Source organism: Neisseria shayeganii 871, assembly GCF_000226875.1.
GTDB classification, from domain to species: Bacteria; Pseudomonadota; Gammaproteobacteria; order Burkholderiales; family Neisseriaceae; genus Eikenella; species Eikenella shayeganii.
Genome location: NZ_JH164926.1, coordinates 1,926,539 through 1,939,090, shown reverse-complemented (window position 1 = coordinate 1,939,090; position 12,552 = coordinate 1,926,539). Strand labels below are relative to the sequence as shown.

General features: G+C 60.1%; 9 protein-coding genes and 1 pseudogene. 1 reads left to right on the top strand and 9 read right to left on the bottom strand.

What is annotated here, in order from left to right; all coding sequences use genetic code 11:
- Positions 1–28: 28 nt before the first annotated feature.
- The 8 genes from HMPREF9371_RS09030 to HMPREF9371_RS08995 form a co-directional block, all read right to left on the bottom strand.
- Positions 29–319, bottom strand: a complete 291-nt coding sequence (locus HMPREF9371_RS09030; RefSeq protein ID WP_009119767.1) for a hypothetical protein — start codon at positions 317–319, stop codon at positions 29–31.
- 112 nt (positions 320–431) lie between these two features.
- The gene (locus tag HMPREF9371_RS09025) at positions 432–1,325 is read right to left on the bottom strand and encodes an NUDIX hydrolase (RefSeq protein WP_009119766.1); all 894 of its coding nucleotides are present in this window, start codon (positions 1,323–1,325) and stop codon (positions 432–434) included.
- 5 nt (positions 1,326–1,330) lie between these two features.
- Entirely contained in the window at positions 1,331–1,774 is a 444-nt protein-coding gene (locus tag HMPREF9371_RS09020; RefSeq protein ID WP_009119765.1) for a hypothetical protein, read from the bottom strand.
- A gap of 2 nt (positions 1,775–1,776) precedes the next feature.
- Positions 1,777–2,529 carry a class I SAM-dependent methyltransferase gene (locus HMPREF9371_RS09015; protein WP_009119764.1) on the bottom strand — a complete coding sequence of 251 codons (753 nt, stop codon included), beginning with the start codon at positions 2,527–2,529 and terminating at the stop codon, positions 1,777–1,779.
- Between the two features lie 63 nt (positions 2,530–2,592).
- Positions 2,593–4,152: a sigma-54-dependent transcriptional regulator gene (locus HMPREF9371_RS09010; RefSeq protein WP_009119763.1), complete on the bottom strand. Its 1,560-nt coding sequence runs from the start codon at positions 4,150–4,152 to the stop codon at positions 2,593–2,595.
- Positions 4,145–5,743, bottom strand: coding sequence for a two-component system sensor histidine kinase NtrB (locus tag HMPREF9371_RS09005; RefSeq protein ID WP_009119762.1), 1,599 nt, complete (start codon positions 5,741–5,743; stop codon positions 4,145–4,147). The genes HMPREF9371_RS09010 and HMPREF9371_RS09005 overlap by 8 nt, the downstream gene beginning before the upstream one ends.
- A complete protein-coding gene (gene parC / locus HMPREF9371_RS09000; protein WP_009119761.1) occupies positions 5,740–8,043 on the bottom strand; it encodes a DNA topoisomerase IV subunit A in 2,304 nt (767 codons plus the stop codon). Before parC ends, HMPREF9371_RS09005 begins: the two co-directional genes overlap by 4 nt.
- 606 nt (positions 8,044–8,649) lie before the next feature.
- Positions 8,650–10,830: a malate synthase G gene (locus tag HMPREF9371_RS08995; protein ID WP_009119760.1), complete on the bottom strand. Its 2,181-nt coding sequence runs from the start codon at positions 10,828–10,830 to the stop codon at positions 8,650–8,652.
- Positions 10,831–11,012: 182 nt separating this feature from the next.
- On the opposite strand from HMPREF9371_RS08995, the pseudogene HMPREF9371_RS13605 reads away from it, so the two are divergent.
- Positions 11,013–11,215 (top strand): annotated as a pseudogene (locus tag HMPREF9371_RS13605) (ATP-dependent exonuclease).
- Positions 11,216–11,224: 9 nt separating this feature from the next.
- Here the strand turns inward: HMPREF9371_RS13605 and glcF are convergent.
- Entirely contained in the window at positions 11,225–12,460 is a 1,236-nt protein-coding gene (glcF, locus tag HMPREF9371_RS08990; RefSeq protein ID WP_009119759.1) for a glycolate oxidase subunit GlcF, read from the bottom strand.
- Positions 12,461–12,552: the final 92 nt, after the last annotated feature.

The window sequence follows — 12,552 nt, the reverse complement described above, 5'->3', positions numbered from 1 at the left end:
GCCTGTTTGGCCTGAGAAGTATTGCCAATCAGCGGCAGGACAAACCCAGCATGGTGGGCGGGTTGGCGTTGGACAGCTTCACGCGGCAAGTGGTGGCGGAGCTGCCGGACACCACCGCATAACGGGTACCGTTCTCGGTTTTCAGGCTGACGTTCATCGGCTCTTTCACGCCCATGGATTTGGAAGAGTGGGCGATGTTTTGCACCATTTCCGCAGGCAGGCCCGAAGTGTCGGTAGCAATCTTCACTTCGTCTGCGGCCCAAGCGGCGGCAGGCAGGGCCAAAGCCAGCATCAGGGCTGCGGTCGGTTTGATGTTCATAACAATTCCTTTCGGTGTGTGCCTGCCGGACGGCAGACGTGGGGCACTCTACTATAGCCCCCGGCGCGGGGCAAGCAGGCGGACACAATTTTGCATTCCCGCAGATGCCCACTCAGCCGGCCGACTCACCGCGGCGGCGGCGCAGCCAATCGGCCAGCGGCGTATCGGCCGGCACCAAGCCGTAGCGCAGGCAGGCATCCAGCGTGGCCAGCAGCGCATCGTTCATAAAACGGCCTGCGAGCATGGCTTCCAGCACCGCCGGCGGAGGCAGCAGCATAAATTCGGCCACTTCGCCGTCTTGGTTTTCCGGCACCCAACCGGCGGGCAGCACCACATCGAACACATGCAGCCATTCGCGGTGCAGGCCTCGCGGCACAGCCCTTAGGCTGAGCACACGGCTTTGCTCAACGGCGCCTACCAAGTGCTCTTCGGGCAGGCCGGCTTCTTCAAATCCCTCGCGCAGCAAAGCCTCGGCAATGCGTTCGCCGGCAGCCAATCCGCCACCCACCAGATTGTCGAGCTTATCGGGGTCCACCGCTTTAAACGGGCTGCGGCGGGCAATCCAGAAACACCAGCCCTGTTCGGTTTCGGCCAAACCGTTGATGTGCACCGCGCGGCTGCACAAACCCAGCGGCCGGAATGCCGCCCGTTCCAACGCAAACAGGGCCCGGCCCTTACTGTCTTCCACCGCAAACCGCTCGTTGCGCCAGCCGTCCAGGTAGCCCAAGCTGTGCCAGCCGTGAGCCATATTCTGCAACGCATCGGCCAGCATCAGCCAATCGTCGGCCGCCAGCCAAACGCCGTCTTGATGGTGCGCCAAGCGGTGCGGCCAGTCGGCCAGCACATAAGACAGCCACGGCTCTTTCAGGTAGCCCAAAGGCAGGCGGTTGAGATACAGCGGCACACAGGCGGCTTCGTCCACCGCAAAACGCTGTTGCAGCAATTCAAGCACAGCGGTGCAGGCCTGGGCAGCAAACGGAATCGGAAAACTGGGCATTCGGCTCATTCGGGCTACCTGAACAACAAAGAGAAACGGGCAGACAATACTTTCCGGCCGACCTGCCACACAAGCATCAGCGCCACAGACAGCAGCAGGGCGGGCAAGGCGGCGTGGTGCAGCTGGTAGGCCAAGCGCTCTGCGGGCAGCAACACGCCCCACATACGGTCGAGCAGCAAAGCGTCGTTTACCCACGCCCATGCCGCCAACAGCAACAGCCAACGCAGCAGCCAAAACCCCGGCCGCTCAGGCAGCCAGACAAACAGAACGCCCAAGGGCAAGGCCACGATGGCTGCCCACAGCCGTATATCGTCGGCAAAACGGCAGCTGGCGCAGGCGATCGATTCGTTGCCGCCCAGCAAACCGTTCCACGCCCAGCGGAATTGCAGCCAAGACACCAGCCCCAACACAAGCCATGCCGCCGCCAAACGCAGCAACCCCGCTGCCATCCGCCACATGGTTACGCCTCCTCGCCGCCAAGCATCAGCGGCCGGTACACATCGAAACGGGTGGATTTGCCGCTGTATTGGTAATCCGGCTGCCGGCCGCACAAGGTTTCGCCCAAACGCGGGCGCTTCACCACCACCCGTTTGCCGGCCACCGCCAAAGCCGCGTCCAACAAAGCCGCATCGTCCTGCGCCGTTCCCACCAGCTCGTGAAAATACGCCATCTCTTTTTTCACCGCTGCCGATTTTTGCCGTTCGGGATACATCGGATCGAGATACACCACCTCGGGGCGGCCGGAATGTTCGGCCAAATGCGGCATGGCGGCCGCCGCATCGGCCGCATGCAGGCTGATGCGGGCGGCGATTGCCGCCGTATCGGGGTGCTGCCGCGCCCGCGCCAAACCGTCGGCCAGCAGGCAATACACGGCAGGGTGCCGTTCGAATACGCGCACCGACAAACCCAAGCCAGCCAGCACGAAGCTGTCGCGCCCCAAGCCGCCGGTGGCGTCCCACACCTGTGGGCGGGTGCGGTGGTTGACCGCTTTGGCCAACAACTCGCCGCCGCCCTGCACGCGGCGGTGACGGGCGGCACCGGCGGTGAAATCCACCCGCACTCGCCCTTTTTCGCCGGCTTTGGCCAAAGCCATGCCGTCGACGTCCCACAGCAGGTACACGCCCGCCTGCGGCTCAGCGGTCACACACTGCAAATCAGGGTGGCAAGCATAGTCGGGCAGCGGTTCGTCAATCAGTGTATAGAGGGGAATCATGGCGTTATTGGCTTTCAGGTAGCCTGAGGCTACCTGAAAAGTGGGAAACCAAGGCGAAGGGCATTATTCGATGTTCAGGCGTTCCATACGATAGCGCATGGAGCGGAAGCTGATGCCGAGCAGTTTCGCGGCTTGGGTGCGGTTGTAACGGGTTTTCTGCAGCGCCTGCTCGATGATGGCGCGTTCGACATCGTCAAGATAGTCTTGAATCTGGGTGCGCCCCAGCACGAAGTCGGCCAAGCCGCCCACCGCTTCACCCGCCTCGGCCGCCGGCACGGCTTCCTCGGCCCCACCGTTGGCGGCGGCCAAGGCGCTGCCCCAGTCGTCCTCTTCCTGCAACAGCGGCGAACTGGTGAGCTGCAGGTCTTGTGCATCGATGGTTTGGTTGACCGCCAAGGCCACTGCGCGCTCGAGAATGTTTTCCAGCTCGCGGAAGTTGCCGGGATAGCTGTATTGCAGTAGGGCTTGCTTGGCGGCCTGAGTCAGCTGGTAGTCGCCGCCCTGGCGGTGTTTGCGCAAGAGCTGCATGATCAGCTTGGGCAGGTCTTCGCGCATTTCGCGCAAAGGCGGCATGGTAAGCGACACCACGTTGAGGCGGTAAAACAAGTCTTGGCGGAAGGCGCCTTTGGCCACCAAGGCGGCCAAATCTTTATGGGTGGCGGAAATGATGCGCACGTCCACCTTCACTTCCTGCGCATCGCCGATGCGGCGCACGGCTTTTTCCTGAATCGCCCGCAGCAACTTCACCTGCATGTGCAGCGGCAGATCGGCCACTTCGTCGAGAAACAGCGTGCCGCCGTGGGCGTGCTGGAAAAAGCCCAAGCGGTCTTGGTCGGCGCCGGTAAAGCTGCCTTTTTTGTAGCCGAAAAACTCACTTTCCATCAGGTTTTCCGGAATCGCACCGCAGTTGACCGCCACAAAAGGCTGCTCGCGACGCTCGGACAGCTCGTGAATGCTGCGCGCAGCCTGCTCTTTACCGGAACCGGATTCGCCGGAAATATAAACCGGCACCGTGGTGTGGGCGAGCTTGCGGATCATCTGCCGGGCTTCTTCAATCTGCGGCGAACGGCCGATGAGGCGCGGAATGTCGTTTTGCCCGACCGGCTGTGCGGGCGGCGGAACGGACGCTGCGGCCTTAGGCTGCGGCGACGCGCGTTTGGGGGCCGGCGCAGGCGGCGGCAAAATCTCCTCTGCCGCAGATGGCTCCGGCTCGGGATCGGATGCGGGCGGGCGGCGGTCTTCTTCGTTGATTTTCACCGCCGACTTGACCAAAGTGCGCAGCTGGGCCAGCGTGATCGGTTTTTGCAGATAGTCGAAGGCGCCGGCTTTGATGGCCTGCACCGCCTGATCGGCATTGCCGAAAGCAGTAATCACCGCCACCGGCACATCCAAAGCCTGCTCGTTGATGTATTCCACCACTTCCAAACCGGAGCCGTCGGGCATCCGCATATCGGTCAGCACCAAGGAGAATTTCTTTTCGGCCAGCCATTGTTTGGCGGCCGCCACGCCGTGGGCGGTTTCCACCGACAAGCCCATTTTCATCAGCGTCATTTCCATCAGATCGCGGATGTCCTGCTCGTCGTCCACCACCAAAACGGGTTTTTGCAAGCTGTTTTTATTCATCGTTTTCCCTCGGCAAAATCAGTTCGAAGCCTTTCACGGCCGGATGGTAATCCAACTGTCCCAAATTGGCGTGCGCCAGTTCGCGGGCCACATAGAGACCCAAGCCGGTGCCTTCGGCACGGGTGGTGAAAAACGGCTCAAACAGCTGGGCCTGATTTTCCGCCGGCACGCCGGGGCCGTCGTCAATCACCATCAGCGAAACGGCATGCCGATCCTGTAACGGTTTGACCAATACGGTAATCGAGCCTTTTTGCTGGCTGCCATGCTGCCAGGCGTTGTTGAGCAGATTCCACAAAATCTGTTGCAAATGGGCGCTGTCAAAACGCACTTTTACAGGCGAACCGCCGCTTTCCATATGAAAGCGGATACACGGTGCGGCTTGGGGGCGGATCAATAGGAATTCGTTTTTGAACGCCAGCCAGAAGGCCATCAAATTGATGGTTTCCGGATTCAAACGGTCGCTTTTGTTCAAGCTCGACACTTCTTCCAGCATTTTATCGATGCGAGCGATGTTGTTGTCGATGATGCCGTGCAGCTTGGCGGTAAGCGGATTGTCGTTGTCTTCCGAAAGCAGCCCGTTGGATTGGCGGATGGCGGAGAGCGGATTGCGGATTTCATGGGCCAGATTGGCCGTCAGCTGGCCCAAAGCCGCCAGCTTGGTGGACAATGCCTCGGCGGCCAAGTCTTTTTGCGAACGGATGAACAGCATCAGCAGCGATTCGTCTTCACGTACCAAGGGGCGGGCACGTATCTGTACCGCCTGTCCGTCGATTTCGGTACGGGTCACAAAAGCACGGCTGGGATAACGCTGCCAACGCTGCACCAGCCACGCAAAGGCTGGCGCCTGTTGCTCGCGCTGCAACCACGGAAAATAATTTTGTGCCTGGCGGTTCATCAACCATACCCGCTGTCCGACATCCAATACCACCACCGCTTCGTTCACGTGGTTCAGCACCAATTCGTTCAGACCTTTTAACCGGTCGAATGCGCGGCGGTGCCGGCTCAGGCTGCTGGTGGCCTTATTGAGGAAAGAGGCGGAGAACGAAGTCAGCACCGCCACCAGATAGCAACTGCCGCTGAGCACCACGGTCTGTACCATAAAAGAAGCGTCGCTGTCGTCTTTAAACGGCCAATACAGCATACTGGTGCTCAGCAGCAGCAACATAACCGCATAGGACGCATACAGCAGCGAGTAACGTCCGTAGCTCATCAGGCAAGACGTAACCAAAAACGGCAGAATCAAAATCCCCAAACCGCTGCCCACGCCGCCGCCGATGTGCATCAGCCACGCAATCATGGTGATGTCGGCCACCGCCCGGGCATTGGGCATTTGGGTGCCCTGACGCTGCCAGTTGGGGGCAAACAGACTGATCAAAATCAGCGTGCCGTACACCACCGCCCACAGGTAAAACGGGGCGCTGAACACCGGCAGAGCGCGCAGCTTCAAGCCGATCTCGTCGCCATACGTGCTGACCAGCACATGAAAAGTGACCAGCGATAACAACAGGCTGACCCGGGCAATATTCATCAAGCCGGGCAAACGCTCCAGCTGGCGGTCCCAGTCTTCCTGTGTTGGCGCCGTTGCGTTCATGACGCCTCCCCAAGCCCGTTCAGGCTACCTGAAATATCCAGCAGCCGGCCTTTGCGGCCGCGTTTGTTTTCAATATCGGCTACCCGCAGCCGCTCTTGGCGAACCGCACCGCGTTTGCCCGTGATGTGGGCCACAAATTCCGGCGTTTCCACCAAAACCGCCGCCTGCAAACGGTCGCCTTCGTTCAAACCGATCAGCTGCAGGCCGCGGCCCTTGGCCATCACTTTCAATTCGCCCACCGCAAAAGCCAACAGGCGTTTTTCCGCGGTGGCCAACACCAGCCGGCTTTCGGGCCGGATCAGCGCCGAAGGCGGTAAAGGCAGGGGCGGCAGCAGACGCTCGCCCGCCTCCAGTTTCACCACTTCTTTGCCCGTTTTGATGCGGCTGATCAAATCGCCGAACTTGACGATGAAACCGTAGCCGCCACTACCGGCCATCAGGAAGAGCTGCTCCGGCGTACCGGTGAGCAAAGCCGCCACTCCGGCACCGCTTTGCCATTCCACCAGCGAGGCCAGTGGCACGCCGTCGCCCCGTCCGCCGGGAATCTCGGCTGCGTCCACGGTATAACTGCGGCCCAAGTCGTCCACCACCACCACCGGCTGCACGGTGCGGCCTTCCAACACCTGTCTGAGACCGTCGCCCTCTTTGAAAGCGGTTTGGCTCAAATCGAGGTTGTGGCCCGCACGGCTGCGTATCCAGCCTTTGTGCGACAAAATCAGGGTGACCGGCTCGTCGGCCGTGGTGTGCGTGAGCGCGGCGCGGCTGGCCTCTTCGACCAAGGTGCGGCGCGGGTCGCCGAACTGCTGCATATCGGCCTGCATTTCTTGGATAATGAGCCGGCGTTTTTCGTTTTCATCACCCAATACGCTGTTCAGGTAGCCTGCTTCTTCGCGCAAATCGGCCAACTCTTTTTCCAGCTTGAAGCCTTCCAAGCGGGCCAACTGACGCAGACGGATGTCCAGAATGTCTTCGGCTTGGATTTCGGTGAGGCCGAAGGCGGCCATCAAATCGGGTTTGGGCTCGTCGGATTCGCGGATGACCCGAATCACGTCGTCGATGTGCAGGAAGGCAATCATGCGGCCTTCCAAAATATGGATACGTTTTTCCACCTGGCTTAAACGGTGCCGCAGGCGGCGCGTGACGGTGCGGATGCGGTAATCCAGCCACTCCTGCAGAATGGTTTTCAGATTTTTCTGCGCCGGCCGGTTGTCCAAGCCCATCATCACCAAATTCACCGGCACATTGCCCTCCAGCCCGGTTTGCGCCATCAGGGTGTGGGCGAATACTTCCGGATCAATACGGCCGGATTTCGGCTCGAACACCAAGCGCACCGGGTGCGCGCCGTCTGACTCGTCGCGCACTTTTTCCAACAGGTCGAGCAGCAGTTTTTTGGTATTCAGCTGCTCTTGGCTCAACTGTTTCTTGCCGGCTTTGGGCTTGGGATTGGTTTGCTCCTCAATTTCAGCCAGAATCTTCTGCGCACTGGTATGCGGCGGCAGCTCGGTCACAATCAGACGCCATTGCCCGCGTGCCAGCTTTTCGATTTCATAACGCGCCCGTACCCGCACACTGCCTTTGCCGGTTTCGTAAATCTGACGCAAATCCTTGGCGGAGGTGATGATGTGGCCGCCGCCGGCAAAATCCGGCGCCGGCACATACTGCATTAAATCGACCACTGCCAGCTGCGGCTGCTCCAATAAGGCGATCGCCGCACGGCCGACTTCGTTGAGATTGTGGGAGGGAATTTCGGTGGCCAAACCGACGGCAATACCGGAAGCGCCGTTCAGCAACACCATGGGCAGGCGGGCGGGCAGCGATACCGGCTCTTCAAACGCACCGTCGTAGTTCGGCACGAAATCCACCGTGCCCATATTGATTTCGGAGAGCAGCAGCTCGGCAATCGGCGTCAGCCGCGCCTCGGTATAGCGCATGGCCGCCGCGCCGTCGCCGTCACGCGAACCGAAATTACCGATGCCGTCAATCAGCGGATAGCGCAGGGTAAAGTCTTGCGCCATCCGCACCATGGCGTCGTAGGCGGACGCATCGCCGTGCGGGTGGTATTTACCTAAGATTTCACCCACCACGCGCGCGGATTTCACCGGTTTGGCACCATGCACCAAACCCATATCGCGCATGGCATAGAGAATCCGCCGCTGCACCGGTTTCTGGCCGTCGCCTACATCCGGCAGGGCACGGCCTTTCACCACGCTCATGGCATACTCCAAATAAGCGCGCTCGGCATATTCACCCAGCAGAAGCGTATCCTCACCACCAAGGGCGGCACTCAGGTGTTCAGACATAAAATGATGACTCACAAACTGAAACCGTCGTATTGTAAAGCAAGCATACGGTTTCAGGTAGCCTGATGCCTTTGCAAAACCCCAGCCCAACAAACAGCCGGAACATCTTTCATCCTGTTCCGGCTGTTTTGGCGTCAAAAGCAGACAGTCCACCCCTAAATCCCCTTAAAGTGCCTAATTCCTAGGCACTCCCTGCCTGTTCAGGTAGCCTTTGGTTTCAGCCGAGAGCGGGCGCTTAGAACCTGTTCATAGTCTGAGACCTTTGCAAAACCTCCAGATATGGATGCAGTTCAAGGCGTAGCAGCGCAGCGAACGTGAACGCTAGGAATCCCTATGGGACAAACATATCATACAGATAGGCAAGTGAGCGAGCAGTACCCATAGGGCATAAACGTACAACGCAGAAATGCGCCGCAGTGGGGGTTTTGCAAAGGTCTCAGTCTTCTTGTGTAGCGGTTTTTTCGAGGCAACAAACGCAGATACGACGCGAAAATACTTGCAAGATTGAACATCTTGCAAGTATTTTTGTTATCCCTTCAAGGGCAACGTGGCAGATGCGGAATTTGGACCGAAAATACCGCCGCAACGGAGACTCTGAATAGGTTTTTAAACCTGTTCTTTGGCCACGCGGCGCCAGTGGTGCAGCAGCGGCTCGGTGTAGCCGTTGGGTTGCTCGGTGCCTTTAAACACCAGGTCGCAGGCGGCGAGGAAGGCGGGGGAGGTATCGAAACGGCCCACCATCGGGGTGTAGAGGGCGTCGCCTTCGTTTTGCTTGTCCACCACGGCAGCCATGCGCTCCAGGGTTTCGCGTACTTGCGCTTCGCTCACCACGCCGTGCGCCAGCCAGTTGGCGATGTGTTGGCTGGAAATGCGCAGGGTGGCGCGGTCTTCCATCAGGCCGACGTTGTGGATGTCGGGCACTTTGGAACAGCCCACGCCTTGCTCTACCCAGCGCACCACATAGCCCAAGATGCCTTGGCAGTTGTTGTCCAGCTCCTGCTGCTTGTCGGCTTCGCTCCAGTTGGGGGCGTCGGCCACGGGAATGGTGAGCAGGTCGTCGAGCAGGTCTTTTTTGCCGGCTTCGATCAGCTGTTTCTGTACGTCGTACACATTGAGCTGGTGGTAGTGCAGGGCGTGCAGGGTGGCGGCGGTGGGCGAGGGCACCCAGGCGGTGGTGGCGCCGGCTTTCAGGTGGCCGATTTTCTGCTCCAGCATGGCGGCCATCAAATCGGGCATGGCCCACATGCCTTTGCCGATTTGCGCTTTGCCCTGCAGACCGCATTCGAGGCCGGTTTGCACGTTGTTCAGCTCGTAGGCGTTGATCCATTTGCTGGCTTTCATGTCGCCTTTGCGCACCATCGGGCCGGCTTGCATGGAGGTGTGCATTTCGTCGCCGGTGCGGTCGAGGAAGCCGGTGTTGATGAACACAATGCGCTCGCGGGCGGCGTGGATACACGCTTTCAGGTTGGCGGAGGTGCGGCGTTCTTCGTCCATCACGCCCATTTTCAGGGTGTTGTGCGGCAGTTGGGCCAATTCTTCGAAAGCGGCGAACAGCTCGTTGGCAAAGGCCACTTCTTCGGGGCCGTGCATTTTGGGCTTGACGATGTAAACGCTGCCGCTGCGGCTGTTTTTGTTTTCTTTGCGCTCCAGATCGAAGGGGGCGATCAGGGCGGTCATCACGCCGTCGAGAATGCCTTCGGGGATTTCCTTGCCGTTTTGGTCGAGCACGGCGGGGGTGGTCATCAGGTGGCCGACGTTGCGGATGAACAGCAGGGAGCGGCCGGGCAGTTTGAACTGGGCGCTGCCGTCGGGTTTGGTGTATTCGCGGTCGGGGTTGAGACGGCGGGTGAAGGTTTTGCCGCCTTTGCTCACTTCTTCGGTGAGCGTGCCTTCCATCAGGCCCAGCCAGTTGCGGTACACCAGGGCTTTGTCTTCACCGTCCACGGCGGCGACGGAGTCTTCGCAGTCCATGATGGTGGAGAGGGCGGCTTCCATGATGATGTCTTGGATGCCGGCGGGGTCTTGTTGGCCGATGTTGCTGGTTTTGTCGATGATGATGTCGAAGTGCAGGCCGTTTTGCAGGAACAGCAGGGAGGAGGGAGCTTCGGCGCTGCCGTTGTAGCCGACAAATAATTCGGGCTGTTTCAGGCCGGTGGTGCTGCCGTCTTGCAGGGCTACCTGAAGGCGGCCGCCTTCCACGCGGTAGGCCAAGGCGTCTTTGTGGCTGCCGGCGGCCAGCGGGATGCTTTCGTCCAGGAAGTTGCGGGCGAAGGCGATCACGGCGTCGCCGCGTTTGGGGTTGTAGCCTTTGCCGGGCGCCAGTTCGCCGTCTTGGGCGATGGCGTCGGTGCCGTAGAGGGCATCATAGAGGCTGCCCCAGCGGGCGTTGGCGGCGTTCAGGGCGTAGCGGGCGTTCATGATGGGCACCACCAGTTGCGGGCCCGCTTGCTCGGAGATTTCGCGGTCCACGTTGGCGGTGGACACTTGGAAGTCGGCCGGCACGTCCACCAGATAGCCGAGTTCTTTCAGGTAGCCTTTGTAGGCGGCCATGTCTTTCACGGCGCCGGGGTTGGCTTTGTACCAGTTGTCGAGTTCGAGCTGGATGCGGTCGCGTTTGGCCAGCAGCTCTTGGTTGCGCGGGGTGTATTTTTCCAGTAGCGCGGCGAAGCCGGGCCAGAATTCGGCGCTGCTCACGCGCGGATGGCGCGCCAACACTTCGCCTTCGATGAAGTCGAACAGAGTCTTCTCGATTTGCAGATTGGCCGCGGAAACGTATTGTTGTGCCATGTTGTTCTCCTGACAGGGTGAATGGGATGAAGTTTTGCCTGCCCACTGGCAACGGATTGTGGCCGTTTGGGGGAAAGCCGTGCCGCCCGAGGTGGTGGCGGTGCGGTCAGTTTGCAAGCGGATTGCAGCTTTTGGCGGGCGCACTGCAAGCGCCGTGAGGGCTTTCAGGTAGCCTGAGACCTTTGCAAAACCCCCATCTGCGGCGCATTTCTGCGTTGTGCGTTTATGCCCTATGGGTACTGCTCGCTCGCTTGCCTATCTATGTGATATGTCTGTCCCACAGGGATTCCTGACGTTCACACTCGCTGCGCTGCTACGCCTTGAACTGCATCCACATCTGGAGGCTTTGGAAAGGTCTCAGCCTGGGTGCCAGCAGGCTACCTGAAAAGCGGGTTTATTGCAGCTGCTCGGCCACAAACTCGATCCAATGGCGCACGGGCAGATCGGTGCCGCCGGCCAGATGGGTAAGGCAGCCGATATTGGCCGACAAAATGGCGGCGGGTTTCAGTTCGCTTAAGTGGCGCAGTTTGTTGTCGCGCAGCTGTTTGGAAATATCGGGATGGAAGAAGGAGTAGGTGCCGGCCGAGCCGCAGCACAAATGGCTGTCTTGCGGCAGCAGCACTTGGTAGCCGAGGTTGCTCAGCACCTGCTCTACCTGGCCGCGGATTTTCTGGCCGTGCTGCAGGGTGCAAGGCGGATGGTAGGCCAAGATTTCTCCGTTGCCGGGGCGGGATGCCGCGCTCAGTTGTTCGGTTTGCGGCAGGATGATTTCCACCAGGTCTTTGGTCAGCTCGCTGACTTTTTTTGCTTTTTCGGCGTATTGCGGGTCTTCTTTTAAATGGAAGGCGTAGTCTTTGATCATCACGCCGCAGCCGGAGGTGTTCGACAAAATGGCTTCGGCGCCGGCTTCGATGTGCGGCCACCAGGCGTCGATGTTGCGGCGCATATCGGCCAGGCTTTTTTCGTGTTCGTTCAGATGCAGATTGACCGCGCCGCAACAGCCGCCGTTGGTGGGCGTAAGGCATTGGATGCCGAGCTTGTGCAGCACGCGATAGGTGGCTTCGTCGATATTCGGCATCATGGTCGGCTGTACGCAGCCGACGGGGATGATGACTTTGCGGCTGTGCACGGCGTTGGCGGGCACGGCTTCGCTCTGCAGGGGCTGTTGCGGCGGCAGGATTTTGCCGCGCAAGGTGCGCGGCAGCAGGCTGTGCACCCGTTGGGCCAGGCGGTAGCTGTGGTGGAATAGCGGTTTGGTGAGCACCAGATGGCGCAGGGTTTGGCGCTGCACGACTTCCCACGGCGAGCGGCCGACGGCTTCTTCTACCACTTCGCGGCCGATGTCCAGCAGGCGGGTGTAGTGCACGCCGGAAGGGCAGGTGGTCTCGCAGTTGCGGCAGGTGAGGCAGCGGTCGAGGTGGTGCTGGATTGCTTTGGTGGCCGGTGCGCCTTCCAGCACTTGTTTGATTTGGTAGATGCGGCCGCGCGGGCTGTCGAGTTCGCTGCCGGTGACTTGGTAGGTGGGGCAGGTGGCGGTGCAGAAGCCGCAGTGGACGCATTTGCGCAAAATGGTGTCGGCCAGTTTGCCGGCTTCGGTGCGCAACAGGGATTCGGGCAGATTGGTTTGCATGGCGTGGGGTTCGTGGTGGTTTCAGGTAGCCTGTTCAATACCGGCGGTTGTTTGTTTGGTGCTGTGGTTTGGGACGTGTTGTCAGTTAGCCT